This is a genomic window from Xenorhabdus kozodoii (assembly GCF_002632875.1).
Taxonomy (GTDB): Bacteria; Pseudomonadota; Gammaproteobacteria; order Enterobacterales; family Enterobacteriaceae; genus Xenorhabdus; species Xenorhabdus kozodoii.
In genome coordinates this window covers 127,986-144,821 of record NZ_NJCX01000010.1, presented here as the reverse complement: position 1 = coordinate 144,821, position 16,836 = coordinate 127,986, and the positions used below count along the sequence as shown (strand labels likewise).

Genomic DNA, 16,836 nt, shown 5'->3' with positions numbered 1-16,836 from the left:
GACAGTGACCAATCAACTTTCATAACTTACTGTTTTTCAAGTTGTTGTCCCTACACTGTCCTACCAAATTTGGTGGAGCTGGCGGGAGTTGAACCCGCGTCCGAAATTTCTACATCCTCGGTACTACATGCTTAGTCTAGTCTTTACATTCGCTTGCTAGCTGCGGACAGACACGCCACTAACAAACTAGCCTGATTGGATTTAACGCTTCAACCCCAGGCAAGGCATCCACGCGATCTCTTTTAGGTTTGACCTCTCTTGATCCCCGTCCTAAGAGCTGAGGCTAGGGAGAGAGGGCTCTGCGCAGGTTATTAAGCTGCCAGTGCGTAGTTTTCGTCGTTTGCGACTATTATTTTGCGGCTTTTTACGAGGCCAACCGCCCCTCGGCATGCACCTTGGGTTTCGCAAATTCCGTCGAATCCAGAATCAGCCCCAAGTGTTAAAGGCAAGTATATCAGAATATTGGGTGATAACGCTAGCGATTAACGCCCAGAATTCTTCATAATTCGCGCTTTGTCTAATTTCCACTCACGTTCTTTAATGTCTGAACGTTTATCGTGCTCTTTTTTGCCTTTTGCAACGCCAATTTTGATTTTGCACCAGGCATTCTTCCAATACATGGAAAGTGCGACGATGGTATAACCTTCTCGATTGATTCGACCATACAGTGAATCAAGTTCGCGTTTGTTAAGTAGTAGTTTGCGTGACCGTGTCGGATCACAAACTACATGGGAAGAAGCAACATTTAATGGCGTAATGGTGGCACCAAAAAGATAAGCATCACCATCTTTAAGTAAAACATAACTCTCACTGATGTTAGCTTTGCCTGCTCGCAGTGATTTGACTTCCCAACCTTGTAGGGATAAGCCTGCTTCGAATTCTTCTTCAATGAAGTATTCGTGGCGGGCTCGTTTATTCATGGCAATTGTTGCCGAACCGGGTTTGTGTGCTTTTTTCTTTGTCATAATGCGTTGTATTATACTGTATGCGTTAGTGAAAGAAATCTCTTCTGCATGATATTTAGCGATAAGTGCATATTTATTGTTCTAAATGTCATCAGGTTTTTATTTAACCACATTTAAGTGATACTATTCAGCGCTGTTATGTTTTACAGGAAATGATATGCCACAGATTAGTCGCTCTGCGCTAGTGCCTTATAGCGTGGAACAAATGTATAAATTGGTCAACGACGTGACATCTTATCCAGATTTTTTACCGGGATGTGTGGGGAGCCGTGTAATAAGTAGTGGTGATAATGAAATGACGGCTTCCGTTGAGGTCTCTAAGGCAGGGATCAGTAAGACGTTTGTAACGCGCAATACGTTATTTGATAATACAAGAATCAGCATGCAGCTTGTTGATGGCCCTTTCCGTAAGTTGATGGGAGGATGGCATTTTACTCCGTTAAGTGAAGATGCCTGCAAGGTTGAGTTGCACCTCGATTTTGAATTTACCAATAAATTGATTGAGCTGGCCTTTGGCAAAGTGTTTAAAGAGTTAGCCGGTAATATGGTTCAGGCTTTTACCCAACGTGCACGTGAGGTTTATAGTGTCTGAGATCAATATCGAAGTCGTTTATGCTCTGCCTGAACGGCAATATCTGCGTAATGTGAAATTACCGCAAGGAGCCACTGTTGAACAGGCGATTATCGCGTCTGGTCTTTTGACATTACGTCACGATATCGATTTGGTTAAAAATAAAGTTGGAATTTATAGCCGTCCAGCCAAGCTGAGCGATACGCTGGAAGAGGGTGATCGTGTAGAGATTTATCGCCCTCTGATTGCTGATCCAAAAGAAATGCGCCGTAAACGAGCAGAGCGCGCTAAAAATAGTGCACAATAATGCCTATTTATTCGCCAGGTGATCTGCTGGCGAATAAATAAAACACACATCACTGATTCTCTGGCAGTGATTTTTCATTCTCGATATCAGTTAGCACACCTTTGTCATCAAAAGTCAGTGTCAGGGTTTCCTGAGTGACTTTCCCATGACCAGGTTGTTGGCGGAATACGTAATACCAGGTTTGACTCCCAAACGGATCGGTCAGCATTGGCGTTCCCAAAGTGTAAGAAACTTGCTGCTGAGTCATCCCCTTATGGATTTTGGCTACCGCCGCCGGCGTGAGGTAGTTTCCTTGATTAATATCAGGACGATAAACAATTCGCTCAAACATGGAGCAACCCGCAGTCAGCATAACCAGTGATACAGTAGCGGCAGTCAACAATTTACAGCGCATAGTAATTACATTCCTTTAGGAGTTAGGTCGTCGATAATAATAAACATTGAAGAGATTGAAAACCTCTACGCATTTACCTATGACTGCAATTATACAAGAAAGTTGGATCAATTTATGCCGCCAACAGCTCTTTTGCATTAGCCAGCGTATTTTTTGTAACCTCACTTCCTGCCAGAAGCCGTGCCAGCTCTTGAAGCCGTGCTTTTTTATCCAATAGTTGCATTTGGGTTTCTGTTTCTTCGCCGTCTGTTTGCTTGCTGACATAAAAATGTTGATGCCCACAGCCTGCAACCTGAGGTAAATGGGTGACACACATAACCTGGGTTGATTCCCCCAATTCACGTAGCAGGCGACCGACAATTGCCGCTGTTGGGCCGCTGATACCGACATCAACTTCATCGAAAATAAGCGCAGGGGTTTCCATCTTTTTCGCGGTAATGACCTGAATTGCCAGGGCAATACGGGAAAGTTCACCACCTGATGCGACTTTCGCCAATGGTTGATGGGGTTGACCAGGGTTAGTTGTGACATTGAATTCAACTTTGCTGGCTCCATCGATACTTAAATGCTCCGGTTCAAAAGTAATATCGATGGTAAAACGACCATGCGGCATAGAAAGTTGGTGCATACTGTTTGTTATCAATTGACCCAATTCTGCGGCATATTTCTGGCGAATATGGTGCAATTTTTCTGCCACTGACAGCGCCTGTTGATAATGCAGGCTGACCAGTTCACTTAGGTGGGCACAATCGTTTTCCTGCTGGGATAATTGATATTGTTCTTCCAACAACTGCTGGTGTAATGCAGGCAACTCTTCTGGCGCAACATGGTGCTTACGAGCCATGCTGATCTGCTGGGAGATTTTTTGTTCCAGTTCGAATAAACGATTAGGATCGAGTTCCAATTGGTCACTGTAATGACGTAACTCGTCACTCACTTCATTGATTTGGATAGCCGCCTCTTCCAGCATGTTAAGCAGGCCACTGAGTTTGTGATCCATGCTGGCAAGCTCTGTCAGTTCATTACGTGCATAGCTGAGAAGGCTGACGATATTCTGCTCATCATTATCACTTAACATCTGGAGGATATTTTGGCTGACGGACAAAAATTGCCCGCAATTTGCCAGCCGTTTGTATTCGCTATCTTGTTCTTGATAATCCCCTGCTTGTGGTGACAACTCGTTCAGCTCTTTCAGGTGATATTCCAGCAATTGCTGACGCGAGCGACGCTCAAGGGTTTGTTGTTGAAATTGGGAGAGTGCTTGGCAGCTTTGGCGCCATTGCTGGTAGGCCTGCTTCATTTCGAGCTGAAGTTCGAAATCACCCGTGTAAATATCCAGTAAGTGCCTTTGATGACGATTTTCTAACAACATTTGGTGGGCATGTTGCCCGTGGATTTGGATCAGATGCGAACCCAATTCACGTAATTGAGAAAGGGGGACAGCAGTGCCATTGATAAAACCGCGGGAGCGCCCATCAGCGGTGATCGTACGGCGCAGCAGGCACTCATTGCCATCATCAAAACTGCTATCAAGCTGGTGATCTATAAGCCATTTGCGGGCAGAAGGGGCATCAGCCAATAAAAAACGGGCACAAAGATCGGTACGTGGAGCACCTGGGCGAACCATATTGGCTTCACCACGATTACCAAGGCATAAACCTAATGCATCAATCGCGATGGACTTACCGGCTCCGGTTTCACCGGTGATTGCCGTCATTCCTGAGCGAAAATCAATTTCAAGTTCGCGAACGATAGCAAAATTACTGATGGTTAATTGAGTCAGCACCGTGCCCCTCCTTTTTTACTGTATATAAAACATGTCCCTGTGCATAAAAACATGTCTGTGCTTTCATACAGTATAAACTGGTTTTTTATACAGTAAAGTAGGCAAACGTATTTTTAGAACATTTTTTTCGACCAGCCCAGTTTTGTGCTCAGCGTATTGAAGTAGTTGTAATCTTTTGGATGAATTAAGTGCAGATTATAGTCACTGCGTTTGATGATCACTTCTTCACCATCTTGGATTGGCAGGACAATCTGGCTGTCACAACTGACTTCGTAGTCACTGCTGTTTTGGGTGAATTTCAGGCGAATGCTGCTTTCGCTGCTGATAACGAGAGGGCGTGCCGAGAGTGTATGTGGAAACATCGGGACTAGCACGATAGCATTCAAGTTTGGGGTTAATATCGGCCCTCCCGCAGACAATGAATAGGCAGTGGAGCCTGTGGGGGTTGCTATGATCAAACCGTCTGAACGTTGAGAAAAAGCGAAGCGCTCATCAATATAGACTTCAAATTCAATCATATGGGCAACTTTGCCTGGATGTAATACAACTTCATTGAGTGCAGTGCTACGTCGGGATTTATGTCCGGTTTTTGTCACTTGTGCTTCGAGCAGAAAACGTTTTTCGTCCCGATATTCGCCATCCAGAACTTCGGATAGCTGTTGCAAAGCATTATCGGGATCTAAATCCGTCAAAAAACCTAAGTTACCTCGGTTGATGCCAATGACTTTGATATCATAACGCGATAACACTCTGGCAGCACCGAGCATATTGCCATCACCACCGACAACAATCACAAGATCGGCGATCTGACCAATTTCTGTTAACCCTCCAGTCTGGGCGTCTTTTAAATTAATGTCTTTTGCAACCTGTCTATCCACAATGACGCAATAACCTTTAGACACCAGCCAGTGGTACAGCATTTCATGGGTGGCCAGCGCTTCAGGATGACGTGGACGACCGACAATACCGATGCATTTGAATTCATTATTCATTGCTGTTACTTCCTTCAGCATATGGTTTTGCCCTCACAATGATGATTGTTCCCTTGAATCCCACGTTTTGATCCCCATAATAAGCTCAAATGGCGAAGATAATACAAAATACGCGGAGATATCCATGAGTAGTAAAGACCAAAAAGTACCTGACGAGCAAGTCGCAGAAAATACAGAAAATGTATTAGAGCAACAAATGAATGCGGAAAAGGCAGACGCGGCAGAGACTGAAAACGTTGTTGACCCGCGTGTTGCTGAGCTGGAAGAACAACTGAAACAGGCGCAGGCTAATGAACGTGATGCGTTGTTGCGTGCACGTGCTGAAATCGAAAACATTCGCCGTCGTACTGAGCTGGATGTAGAAAAGGCACATAAATTTGCATTGGAAAAATTTGCCAATGAACTTCTGCCTGTTATCGACAATCTGGAACGTGCATTAGAAGTGGCTGATCGTACGAATGAAACGCTACAGCCAATGATTGAAGGTATTGAACTGACCCTGAAATCTTTTATTAATGCCGTGGGTAAGTTTGGTGTTGAAGTGGTTGGTGACATCAATGTCCCTTTCAATCCAGAAGTGCATCAGGCGATGACCATGATGGAATCTGAACAGCATGAACCTAATCAGGTGATGTTGGTGATGCAAAAAGGTTATACCCTAAATGGCCGCCTATTACGTCCTGCAATGGTTGCTGTTTCTAAATAACGCTACGGTATCCCGTGATGAAATGCCGCCGTTAAAAGGCGGCATTTTTGTGAGCAAAAATGGGTTATTGGGGCAATTGAGGTTTCCAGTCTATTGGCGATAATCCTTGAGCTTCCAACAGATTGTTGGCCTGCGAAAAATGCTTACAGCCTAAAAAACCACGATGGGCAGACAAAGGGGAAGGGTGTGGTGCTTTTAATACATGATGGCGTTGGGTATCAATAAAACGGCCTTTTTTCTGGGCATGAGATCCCCAAAGCAAGAAAATGACCCCGCTACGATGTTCATTGATTGCTGCAATAACTTTGTCAGTAAAGGTTTCCCACCCTAAATGGGCATGGGAATGTGCATTGCCGCGTTCAACGGTGAGCACGGTATTGAGCAATAGCACCCCCTGTTTTGCCCAACTGATCAGGCAACCGTGATCGGGGCGAGTGAATCCAGCAATATCCGCTTCCAGCTCTTTGTACATATTGACGAGAGAAGGTGGCGCAGGAATGCCTGGTTGTACAGAAAAAGCCAGGCCATGGGCTTGGTTCGGGCCGTGGTAAGGATCTTGTCCCAAAATCACCACTCTTACATCAGCCAATTCGGTATAGCGGAATGCGTTGAAAATATCTTTCTGAGGCGGATAAATGGTTTTTCCAGCCTGACGTTCATGGGTAACATAATTGATTGTATCAATAAAATAAGGCTGCTTCTTTTCATTGCCGATGACATCGTGCCATGTGAGAGGTGCGGACATAGCCAATCCCTTTCTAGATGATTATCAGATGGCTTAAGCTTACCGATTCCCTTGGGATAGGGAAACCCTCAGATCCTAATCCACGCTGAATTTCCAGAATGAAAATCTGTTTTTATCATTTTTTTTGAAAATATATAAAAATAATTTTATTCAGGCTGTCCATAAAAAATGATTTAAAACATGGTGTTATAATTTCCCCATTAATAACCTTATAAAATTAGTTGATTACAATCAAAGAATCTTCTCATTTGGGCTGGTATACAGGAAACCAAGAATGATGGTTGATTAAATAATGGCTTGGCTAAATAACCAAAATGATGATGTTGGAGGTATAAATGATTACTGGGATTCAAATTACCCAATCTGACAACGCTGCATTGATGAACTCTTTTTGGCTGTTGGATGATGAAAAAAATGAAGCGCGTTGTATCTGTGCCAAAGCAGATTACGATGAAGGCCAGATTATTGATAAACAGGAGTTGGGGCAGTTTGAGTATCGCGAGATCCCGCTAGAAATTGAACCGACTGTACGTGTCGAAGGCGGGCAACATCTGAATGTTAATGTTCTGCGGCGTGAAACGTTGGAAGACGCAGTCAAACATCCCGAAAAATACCCTCAGCTTACTATTCGCGTATCCGGTTATGCTGTGCGCTTTAACTCACTGACCCCAGAACAGCAGCGCGATGTGATTGCGCGTACTTTTACAGAAAGTATGTAATTTTTATACCAAGCAAAAAGTCCAAAGGGAGAATGAATACTCCCTTTTTTATTGGCATAAACGAGAAAATACAATCCCATATTTAAGTTATGGAAATTTATTTTGTTAATTAAAAATTAAAATTGTTTTAAATTTGTTAATCATTCTGCCGATAGAGAGTTTAGGTTTTTTAATTGCATCAAACTTGAATAATCTATGGGAGAACTTTATGACTTTATCAATCAATACCAATTTGTTAAGTAACTTAGGGGTATATTCATTACAAGGGAGTTCCCTGCAACCTCAATCTAATTCTTCAGCCCAGCCACCCCCAGACAAAGTTAATCCTATTTCTCCCCCAAACATTTCGCTTTCAGAAAACACCAAACAGGTTAATGCGCTCTATCAATCATTGGTGAGCAACTCAAATGCCAGTGCGATGGCAGTGCCTGGATTGGAAGCCAATGATATTGCGGGAAAACAATCGAAACGGGTCGATTATACCTTGACGCTGCTTACCCGTGATGTTTATCGGCAAAGTAGTTTAGGGATTGGCGATTATGAACGTCTGTCTGATGAAGATTTATTAAAAGTAGGCATTGATCCCGACACCCTGAATGATTATTCAACAGGGTTTCAGGCCGGGGTATACCATAACAAGGGGCTATATATTGTCTCTTTCACGGGTTCGAATGAACTAAAGGACTTTATGGTCAGTATTCGTCAGGGACTTGGTTACAATGAAAAGCAATATAACCAAGCGGTAGACTTGGCACATAAGGCGCTAGGGGTATTTGGGGAAAATGTAGTTTTCACAGGGCACTCATTAGGGGGGGGATTAGCAACAGTGGCCGCATTGACAACCGGAAAACCCGCCGTTATCTACAATTCTGTGAGTGTTTCTGACGCGACATTGAAATATATGGGAATATCACCCGAAGTCGCTCGTGAAATGGCTGACAGTGGCTTGATACGCCATTATGCCGTTGAACACGATTGGCTGGGTAATTTGCAAAAAACATTGCCACTGGATCAACCGATGGGACATACAATAGAACTTAAGTATGAATATGAATTGGAGAACGTATGGGATGTCATCTTGCCTAATCGATATGGCTTACATGTCTTTAAAGCGCATTTTTTGGAAGCCGTCCTCGAATTGATGGCGGAGCAAAAGCCTTGGTTGGACAAGGGCAATACCCTGCTGGCGTCAACGGATGCTACAGCGACTGATACCACACCACAACAAAGTGAACGGTATTATGCTGGGTAATATTTAGGGTTCAGCCTGCCAGAAGATGGGCGAATTCATTGCATGGCTTCGCCCATTTCTGCAATCAATTTCTACGACCGATTTGTACAACCGATTGTTACAATTGATAATTGCTAGAATTAATCATTGCTGGATTCAATTAATTCTGGTTTGGATTTGTCAGAAGAAGTACGGCGTTTACCGATATTTTTTCTGTCGCGATGGCGAACTTTAACGCGGTTTTTCTTCGTTTCTTCTGTTTTTTTCTTCTCTATACGTTTTGCCAATACTTTTTTGGATGGTTTATTGCCCTTTTTCTCACTGGGTGCTTTGGTTTGTGGACGAAGCTCATCAACTACCCGCATTTTCAACGGCTCATTGAGGTAACGGCTGACTTTACCCAAAAGTAAGTGGTCGTGTGCTTCAACCAGCGCAATGGCGGTTCCTTTACGGCCTGCGCGGGCAGTACGCCCAATTCGGTGCAAGTAAACATCTGAGGTACGCGGTAAATCAAAATTAAAGACGTGGCTGACATTTTCGATATCCAACCCACGGGAGGCTACGTCGGTTGCGACCAGAACGTTGACCTTACCATCATTCAAGCGTCTGACGGCATCTGTACGCTTGGCTTGCACCATTTCCCCCTCAAGGAAAGCGGCCTGAATGCCTGCCTGGCTCAGCCAATCAACAAGTTCACGTACTCGCTCTCGTTTACGTACGAAAACAATGGACTTAGTCACATCGGGTTGTTGGAGAAGGTGACACAGCAAAGCGGTTTTATGCTCTAACGAATCCGCCCGATAATAAAATTGCTGAATTCGCTTGCGCTCGCGGCGAGAAGGTTCGGCATCGATCTCAACGGGATCCGTTAACAGGCGCGTGGCAAAATCACGGATGGCTTCCCCTTCCAGCGTTGCGGAGAATAATAACGTTTGTTTGCGCCAGCGGGTTTCACCTGCAATAGTTTCGACATCATTGGCAAAGCCCATATCCAGCATGCGATCGGCTTCATCAAGGATCAGCGTCTCTACTGCACGGCAGTCGAAGTTTTCTTCTTTGATGTATTGCAGCAACCGCCCTGTCGTTGCGACAACAATATCCTGGTTTTCACTAAATACTTCCGCGTGATTCATATAGGCAACACCACCGGTTATGGTGGCAATGTCCAAATGTGTATGGGCCGCGAGTTCTTTTGCCTGTTCTGCAACCTGCATGGCCAGTTCACGGGTTGGCGTCAAAATCAGGATACGCGGAGGCCCTGATTTTTTGCGAGGAAAATCCAGTAAGTGCTGTAGTGCCGGCAGCAGGAAAGCCGCCGTTTTGCCTGTCCCGGTTGGCGCAGAACCTAATACATCCCGTCCTTCCATGGCCGCAGGAATGGCGGCCGCCTGAATGGCGGTCGGGCGTTCATAGCCTTTTTCATTCAGTGCTTCAAGCAGGGTTTCATCAAGTTCGAATTCGGAAAAATTTGTCGCAGTCATCATATACCTCTGTTAGGGCCGCAGATTATAAACGGGTTAGGCGCATTCTTCACCCTATAAAAGCATCCAATAAGCAGGTTGCTTTGATCCGTAGGCCATAAGATTTATGCTATGACAAATTCTCATTTCAGCAGATATAGGTCATGGCATCGATACAGAAACCCGCTTTTCGCCGCGGTGGTTTTACATTTAAACAGTTTTTTGTTGGACATGATAAATGTGCGATGAAAGTCGGGACGGATGGTGTGTTATTGGGAACCTGGGCGCCAGTATATAACAGGAAAAGATGTCTGGATATTGGATGTGGTAGTGGTTTGATTGCGTTAATGATCGCCCAACGTACAAAAGAAGAGACTATTATTGATGCAGTGGAGCTGGACGCACTTGCTGCTATGCAGGCCGTTGATAATGCGCAGCAATCACCGTGGTCTTCCCGCATTACGGTATATCAGCGGGATATTCATGATTTCGTGCGACAACATGTTCAGCAAAATGAGTTACGAAACATTGATCTCCAATATGATTTGATTGTTAGCAATCCTCCCTACTTTGAGCCGGCTAATGCATGCCGAAACGAAGCGCGTAATCAGGCTCGTTATACGGAATCATTGACGCATCAAGGATTGCTGGCGTGTGTGCAGGCGTTGATTACCCCGACGGGGTTATTTTGTTTGGTACTGCCTTATAACATTGGTGAACAATTTGAAAAAATGGCGTCAGGTTTGGGATGGTTTACCCATTTCCGAGTCAATGTTCGTGACAGGCAAGGGAAGCCGTTGCATCGTCTATTGCTGGGATTGTCACTACAAGAACGAGATACTCAAGTGAGTGAGTTAACAATTCGTTCTTCGGATGGCTCATACTCAGACGAATTTCGTCAGTTAGTAACGGATTTTTATCTTTATTATTGATAATGTTAGCACTATTGAGATGGCGAATTATATTTTTCGCTACAATAAAACAAGAGTTTTCTTTTTCTCAGATTAAAATCGCGTGCCCTGTAAAATAGTGGCTATGATTTAGACAGATGCAATACGAGAATAACAGGCGGTTGCCATTAAAATTACAGCTAACGTTGAACTTCACAATAAATTGATACTCAAAGTCATGCTTGTTCGGGAAATTAGAGCATCATATTGGTTTAATTTAAGTATAAATGTGGAGTTTTACCTCAGGAGAGTGAACCTCGGATGAGCGAGCAGTTAACGGATCAAATGCTGATTGAACGAGTCCAGAAGGGCGACCAAAAGGCATTTAATTTGCTGGTGATGAGATACCAGCACAAAGTAGCGAGTTTGATAGCTCGTTACGTACCTCAAGGCGACGTTCCTGATGTTGCTCAAGAGGTTTTCATTAAGACTTATCGGGCACTGTCTTCTTTCCGGGGTGACAGTGCTTTTTATACATGGTTGTACCGTATTGCCGTTAACACTGCGAAAAATTATTTAGTTGCTCAGGGACGTCGTCCACCATCCAATGATCTGGATGCCAACGACGCAGAAAATTATGATACGTCGAATTCATTAAAAGAAATTTCGAACCCTGAGAACTTAATGTTGTCTGAAGAATTAAAGGAAGTGGTTTTTCGCACGATCGAATCGCTGCCAGAAGATTTGCGGGTAGCGATTACGTTGAGGGAGTTAGAGGGGTTGAGCTATGAAGAAATAGCCGACATCATGGAATGTCCTGTAGGCACTGTGCGTTCACGAATTTTTCGGGCAAGAGAAGCAATTGATAATAAAGTTCAACCATTGATCCAACAATAGTGGAACAGGGTTGGGCAAAACAATACTTAAGGGTACTTTGGCATGCAAAGAGAAAAACTTTCCGCATTAATGGATGGAGAAGCTCTTGATAGTGAAGTAGTTCATTGGGTCTCTGAAGATGCGGTCATGCAGAAACAGTGGGAACGATATCACCTTGTGCGTGATGTACTGCGTGGCGATGTGGGTAATGTATTACATGTGGATATTGCGAGTCGAGTAGCTTTGGCACTTGAAAAAGAACCCATCCATATTAACCCGGCGGCGGTTTTGGAATCTCAGCCAAAACCCGAAACATGGGCTAATATGCCGTTTTGGAACAACATTCGCACATGGAAGAGCCAAATTGCACAAATAGGTGTTGCAGCTTGCGTATCGTTGGCGGTGATTGCCGGTGTCCAACAATATAATAATGGCGATAATAGTGTTGAAACAGATAGCCAATTTGAAGCGCCAGCTTTTAACACGTTGCCTGTGATGGGAACCGCCTCAACAGTGGGTTTAGCGACGCCAGTCGAAGAAGAAACTTTTGGTGGCGATTTGAGTATGCAAGTGCGAGAAAGCAATAAACGGATTGATGCGATGTTGCAGCAATATGAACTCGCTCGACGCATTCACACGGAAAAAAATTATGGCGCCACCCAGGCTAATCCCGTTTCTGAAGAGCAAGCACCACAACAGCCACAACAACAGTGATGAAACAGACTTGGGTTGTCGTTTTTTTATTGGCGAGTAGCCTGATCAATCCTCTAAAAGCCTCAGCGCAACAAAGCCGTGCTGAGGCTTTGTTGCAGGATATGAGTAAGGCGGTACAAACGCTGGATTATGAGTTTGGTTTTATCATTTTAGGGCAACAATTTCTTGTTCCCTTGCGTTACCGTCATGCCATTATTGATGGACAAGTTATCGCCCAAATCATCCAAATGGATGGCTCACGTAGAGAAATTATCCAGCGCGGTGACCAAATCAGCTATTACGAGCCTGGATTGGATTCATTTAGTATACGTAGCACCCATATCGTCGATTATCTTCCGCCAATCATCTTCGCTGATTTTACCCAATTGCAAAATTTTTATCGTTTCATTGATGCAGGGAGTACGCACGTTGGCGATCATCCCGTGAATTTTGTTCGCATCATATCGAAAGATAAATCCCGCTATAACTATAACCTCCTGATTGATGAAAAAAATCATCTTCCTCTGTTGATAGACCTATTAGATAAGGATAATAAAACAGTCATTGAGCAATTCCGTGTCGTGTCATCAACGGTGAATGGCGATGTTAAAACGGCACTGAACGCGATTACTGATTTGAAATTGCCGCCTATGTTACTCATTTCCCCGGCCAACAAACTGAAGTTCAATTGGCGGGTTGCAGAAATGCCGGAGGGTTTCAAAGAAATTTCCCGTAACAGCGGGAAGATATCAGAGACAGAGTGGTTGGAATCTATCATGTATAGTGATGGGTTGTTTAATTTCTCGGTCAATGTCGTGAACTCAGGTACAAAGGTTGTTGATGGGCCACCCTTTCGACAAGGCAGGAGAACGGTTTATACTTTGACCGGAGATAAACATAGCATCACAGTCATTGGTGAATTGCCTTTTGCAACAGCCGAGCGAATTGCGGCAAGCGTGATGTTTACGGGAGAAAAAAACTGATGGTTAAAGAGTGGGCAACGGTTGTCCGTTGGCAAAAGGGGCGTGCATTGTTACGCTATGGCTCATCTTCAGGTTGCAGTAGCTGCCAGGCTAAAGCCGCCTGTGGTTCTTATTTACTGGAAAAAATAGGGCCAGAAAGCATCCATCAGTTGGAGCTGGAAATTACCCAACCGCTGCAACCAGGCCAGAAGGTCGAAGTCGGTATTCCTGAAAGCAGCCTGCTACGCTCAGCTATGCTGGTTTATTTGACCCCCTTGTTGGGATTGTTTTTGGGCGCCGCACTTTTCCAGTTTTGGACGATTGACCAATTATGGATCTGTTTAGGGGGAATTAGCGGTGGATTTGTTGGTTTCTTCACTGCCCGCAAGATTGCTGCGTATTGGGATAATTTGCAAGCATACCAACCTGTTGTGTTACAAATTGGTTTACCTCCTGATTCGATTAAGGTTCTACAGCAAGAATAATCTGTTTTACCATTCGAATTTCAACTTTAATTTATCATTACTGAAAATGACCCGGTCATACTGAAAACGACAGGCATGGCTAAGTTTTCATGAGTTTGGTTTTCACGGGTTTGGCATGTAGAATACGATCCCTTAGGCCAGTGGCCGAACCCATAAACTGTCGCTTTATGTCCATCAATGTGTCCATAGGCGAATATTCAGAAATATTAAGGCAAAAAAGATTTAATAATGAAGCAAATACGAAATTTCTCCATTATCGCCCACATTGACCACGGTAAATCCACGCTATCTGACCGGATTATTCAAATTTGTGGTGGTCTGTCTGATCGCGAAATGGCAGCGCAAGTACTGGACTCAATGGATCTTGAACGTGAGCGCGGGATCACGATCAAAGCCCAAAGTGTCACTCTTGATTACAAGGCAAATGACGGGCAAGTTTACCAATTAAACTTTATCGATACACCAGGCCATGTTGACTTCTCTTACGAGGTTTCCCGCTCTCTGGCTGCTTGTGAAGGCGCTTTGTTGGTTGTGGATGCGGGGCAGGGTGTTGAAGCTCAAACATTAGCTAACTGCTATACCGCCATTGAAATGGATCTGGAAGTGGTGCCAGTTCTGAACAAAATTGACCTCCCTGCCGCTGAACCAGAGCGTGTCGCAGAAGAAATTGAAGAGATTGTTGGTATTGATGCAACAGATGCTGTTCGTTGTTCTGCGAAAACAGGGGTGGGCGTACAAGATGTTATTGAACGTCTGGTGAAAGAGATACCCCCACCAGAAGGCGATCCTGATTCACCGTTGCAGGCCCTGATTATTGACTCATGGTTTGATAATTACCTGGGTGTTGTTTCACTTGTCCGTATTAAAAACGGTACGTTACGCAAGGGTGATAAAATCAAGGTAATGAGCACCGGGCAAGTCTATAACGCTGATCGTTTGGGCATCTTCACGCCAAAACGTATTGATCGTGATGTATTGAATTGTGGTGAAGTCGGCTGGTTAGTCTGTGCCATCAAAGATATTCTGGGGGCGCCAGTTGGGGATACACTGACAACGGCCCGTCAGCCTGCGGAAAAAGCCCTGCCTGGTTTTAAAAAGGTCAAACCGCAAGTTTATGCGGGGTTGTTCCCGATAAGTTCTGATGACTATGAAGCGTTCCGTGATGCATTGGGTAAACTGAGCTTAAATGACGCGTCATTATTCTATGAGCCAGAAAGTTCCACTGCATTGGGCTTCGGTTTCCGCTGTGGTTTCCTTGGCTTACTGCATATGGAAATTATTCAGGAGCGTTTGGAACGTGAATATGATCTCGACTTGATCACCACGGCTCCAACAGTGGTTTATGAAGTTGAGACAGTCAGTGATGATATTATTTACGTTGATAGTCCATCCAAGTTACCGCCATTAAACAACATTAAAGAACTGCGTGAGCCGATTGCAGAATGTCACATGTTGTTACCGAAAGAGTACCTTGGCAATGTCATTACACTCTGCATAGAAAAACGCGGTGTGCAGACGAACATGGTCTACCACGGCAATCAGGTTGCACTGACTTATGAAATCCCAATGGCTGAAGTTGTGCTGGATTTCTTTGACCGCCTGAAATCGACATCCCGTGGTTATGCGTCCCTGGATTATAACTTTATTCGTTTCCAGAACGCAGACATGGTTCGTGTGGATGTCTTGATTAATGGCGAGCGTGTTGATGCGCTGGCATTGATTACTCACCGTGACAATTCGCAATATCGTGGGCGTGAGCTGGTGGAAAAAATGAAGGATTTGATCCCACGCCAGCAATTTGACATTGCCATTCAGGCTGCCATCGGTGCTCATATTATTGCGCGTTCTACCGTTAAACAGTTGCGCAAGAACGTATTGGCGAAATGTTATGGTGGTGACGTCAGCCGTAAGAAAAAGCTATTGCAGAAACAGAAAGAAGGTAAAAAACGCATGAAGCAGGTCGGAAACGTTGAACTGCCGCAGGAAGCCTTCTTAGCGATTCTGCACGTTGGCAAAGATAATTAACAAAGATCCGTAAGGAGATCAAATGGCTAACACTTTTGCCTTGATATTAACGTTAGCAACGTTAATCACCGGTATTCTCTGGTGCATAGAGCGATTCAAGTTCGCACCTGAACGTAAGAAAAAACTTGCTCACATTCAGGGACAGGCGACAGGCGCAGAAACTCAGGAAACTTTGGCTAAAGAACTGAATAAACCTTCATGGATTGAGACACTTGCATCTGTCTTCCCCGTGTTAGCCATTGTATTGGTTCTACGCTCTTTCGTGTATGAACCTTTTCAGATCCCTTCGGGTTCAATGATGCCAACACTGCTGATCGGGGATTTCATTCTGGTTGAAAAATTTGCTTATGGTTTAAAAGATCCGATTACGCAAACAACCTTAATTAAGACTGGCGAACCTAAGCGTGGAGATATTGCTGTTTTCAAATATCCGAAGAACCCAAGCATAGATTTTGTAAAACGAATCATTGGCTTGCCTGGGGATAAGATCGTTTACGATGACGTCAAAAAAGAGCTTCAGGTTTACCCTGGCTGCGGTTGGAATGCGGAATGTAAAGGTGACTTACCGGTGACTTATCGGAGTGTGTTTCCAAGTGAATGGACGCTAAAAGAAGATATAACACCAGAAGGAATGAGAATAAATGGTGTTTATCAAGTGCCAGTTGATGAACCAATAGGGCCATACTCTCTGCGCCAGAATGAAAGGGTCGAAAATCTAGGTAATGTGTCACACTCTATTTTGACCATCCCTATCATACAACGCGTCCCCAGTTTCTCTCAGGAAGGTTTGCCAATGGGCACTTGGGTTGTTCCTAAAGGGCAATATTTTGCGATGGGGGATAACCGCGACAATAGCGATGACAGTCGTTCATGGGGATTTGTACCGGAAAAAAATCTGGTAGGCCGTGCAACCGCCATTTGGATGAGCTTTGAAAAACAGGAAGGTGAATGGCCGACCGGCGTGCGTTTCAGCCGCATTGGGGGAATTCACTAATATTTCTATATTAGCGCAGCATTAATTTATCCCAC

The 16,836-nt window shown here is 44.3% G+C and carries 18 protein-coding genes and 1 other RNA gene; 12 read left to right on the top strand and 7 right to left on the bottom strand.

Features of this window, described 5'->3' with window-relative positions:
* Window positions 1-70 precede the first annotated feature (70 nt).
* Both ssrA and smpB read right to left on the bottom strand, forming a co-directional pair.
* Window positions 71-434, bottom strand: a transfer-messenger RNA (tmRNA) gene (ssrA, locus tag Xkoz_RS08945).
* Window positions 435-482: 48 nt separating this feature from the next.
* Window positions 483-965, bottom strand: coding sequence for an SsrA-binding protein SmpB (gene smpB / locus Xkoz_RS08940; RefSeq protein WP_047965037.1), 483 nt, complete (start codon window positions 963-965; stop codon window positions 483-485).
* A 157-nt stretch (window positions 966-1,122) separates the two neighbouring features.
* Between smpB and Xkoz_RS08935 the strand changes: the two genes are divergently transcribed.
* A complete protein-coding gene (locus Xkoz_RS08935; RefSeq protein WP_099141824.1) occupies window positions 1,123-1,557 on the top strand; it encodes a type II toxin-antitoxin system RatA family toxin in 435 nt (144 codons plus the stop codon).
* Complete coding sequence (locus Xkoz_RS08930; RefSeq protein WP_099141823.1) at window positions 1,550-1,843, top strand: RnfH family protein; 294 nt, start codon at window positions 1,550-1,552, stop codon at window positions 1,841-1,843. Before Xkoz_RS08935 ends, Xkoz_RS08930 begins: the two co-directional genes overlap by 8 nt.
* A gap of 49 nt (window positions 1,844-1,892) precedes the next feature.
* On the opposite strand, the gene bamE is transcribed toward Xkoz_RS08930, so the two are convergent.
* The 3 genes from bamE to nadK form a co-directional block, all read right to left on the bottom strand.
* Window positions 1,893-2,237: an outer membrane protein assembly factor BamE gene (gene bamE, locus Xkoz_RS08925; RefSeq protein ID WP_099141822.1), complete on the bottom strand. Its 345-nt coding sequence runs from the start codon at window positions 2,235-2,237 to the stop codon at window positions 1,893-1,895.
* A gap of 112 nt (window positions 2,238-2,349) precedes the next feature.
* Complete coding sequence (gene recN / locus Xkoz_RS08920) at window positions 2,350-4,023, bottom strand: DNA repair protein RecN (protein WP_099141821.1); 1,674 nt, start codon at window positions 4,021-4,023, stop codon at window positions 2,350-2,352.
* A 113-nt stretch (window positions 4,024-4,136) separates the two neighbouring features.
* A complete protein-coding gene (nadK, locus tag Xkoz_RS08915) occupies window positions 4,137-5,015 on the bottom strand; it encodes an NAD(+) kinase (RefSeq protein WP_099141820.1) in 879 nt (292 codons plus the stop codon).
* Between the two features lie 124 nt (window positions 5,016-5,139).
* On the opposite strand from nadK, the gene grpE reads away from it, so the two are divergent.
* Window positions 5,140-5,721: a nucleotide exchange factor GrpE gene (gene grpE / locus Xkoz_RS08910; RefSeq protein WP_099141819.1), complete on the top strand. Its 582-nt coding sequence runs from the start codon at window positions 5,140-5,142 to the stop codon at window positions 5,719-5,721.
* A 64-nt stretch (window positions 5,722-5,785) separates the two neighbouring features.
* Here grpE and ung read toward each other — a convergent pair whose 3' ends face one another.
* Complete coding sequence (gene ung, locus Xkoz_RS08905) at window positions 5,786-6,466, bottom strand: uracil-DNA glycosylase (protein WP_099141818.1); 681 nt, start codon at window positions 6,464-6,466, stop codon at window positions 5,786-5,788.
* Between the two features lie 335 nt (window positions 6,467-6,801).
* Here ung and grcA point away from each other — a divergent pair, with 335 nt between their 5' ends.
* The gene (gene grcA, locus Xkoz_RS08900) at window positions 6,802-7,185 is read left to right on the top strand and encodes an autonomous glycyl radical cofactor GrcA (RefSeq protein WP_099141817.1); all 384 of its coding nucleotides are present in this window, start codon (window positions 6,802-6,804) and stop codon (window positions 7,183-7,185) included.
* 208 nt (window positions 7,186-7,393) lie between these two features.
* Window positions 7,394-8,437, top strand: coding sequence for a Tle-like phospholipase domain-containing protein (locus Xkoz_RS08895; protein ID WP_208615233.1), 1,044 nt, complete (start codon window positions 7,394-7,396; stop codon window positions 8,435-8,437).
* Between the two features lie 119 nt (window positions 8,438-8,556).
* Here Xkoz_RS08895 and srmB read toward each other — a convergent pair whose 3' ends face one another.
* Window positions 8,557-9,897 carry an ATP-dependent RNA helicase SrmB gene (gene srmB / locus Xkoz_RS08890; protein ID WP_099141816.1) on the bottom strand — a complete coding sequence of 447 codons (1,341 nt, stop codon included), beginning with the start codon at window positions 9,895-9,897 and terminating at the stop codon, window positions 8,557-8,559.
* Window positions 9,898-10,040: 143 nt separating this feature from the next.
* Here srmB and trmN point away from each other — a divergent pair, with 143 nt between their 5' ends.
* From trmN to lepB, 7 genes are all read left to right on the top strand, one after another.
* Window positions 10,041-10,808, top strand: a complete 768-nt coding sequence (trmN, locus tag Xkoz_RS08885) for a tRNA(1)(Val) (adenine(37)-N(6))-methyltransferase TrmN (RefSeq protein WP_099141815.1) — start codon at window positions 10,041-10,043, stop codon at window positions 10,806-10,808.
* Between the two features lie 279 nt (window positions 10,809-11,087).
* Complete coding sequence (gene rpoE, locus Xkoz_RS08880; protein WP_099141814.1) at window positions 11,088-11,663, top strand: RNA polymerase sigma factor RpoE; 576 nt, start codon at window positions 11,088-11,090, stop codon at window positions 11,661-11,663.
* Window positions 11,664-11,705: 42 nt separating this feature from the next.
* Window positions 11,706-12,356: an anti-sigma-E factor RseA gene (rseA, locus tag Xkoz_RS08875; protein WP_099141813.1), complete on the top strand. Its 651-nt coding sequence runs from the start codon at window positions 11,706-11,708 to the stop codon at window positions 12,354-12,356.
* Window positions 12,356-13,318, top strand: a complete 963-nt coding sequence (gene rseB, locus Xkoz_RS08870) for a sigma-E factor regulatory protein RseB (protein ID WP_099141812.1) — start codon at window positions 12,356-12,358, stop codon at window positions 13,316-13,318. The genes rseA and rseB overlap by 1 nt, the downstream gene beginning before the upstream one ends.
* A complete protein-coding gene (gene rseC, locus Xkoz_RS08865) occupies window positions 13,318-13,782 on the top strand; it encodes a SoxR-reducing system protein RseC (RefSeq protein ID WP_099141811.1) in 465 nt (154 codons plus the stop codon). The genes rseB and rseC overlap by 1 nt, the downstream gene beginning before the upstream one ends.
* A 228-nt stretch (window positions 13,783-14,010) precedes the next feature.
* On the top strand, window positions 14,011-15,807 hold the full coding sequence (lepA, locus tag Xkoz_RS08860; protein WP_099141810.1) for a translation elongation factor 4: 1,797 nt from the start codon (window positions 14,011-14,013) through the stop codon (window positions 15,805-15,807).
* Window positions 15,808-15,829: 22 nt separating this feature from the next.
* Window positions 15,830-16,801, top strand: a complete 972-nt coding sequence (gene lepB / locus Xkoz_RS08855; protein ID WP_099141809.1) for a signal peptidase I — start codon at window positions 15,830-15,832, stop codon at window positions 16,799-16,801.
* Window positions 16,802-16,836 lie beyond the last annotated feature (35 nt).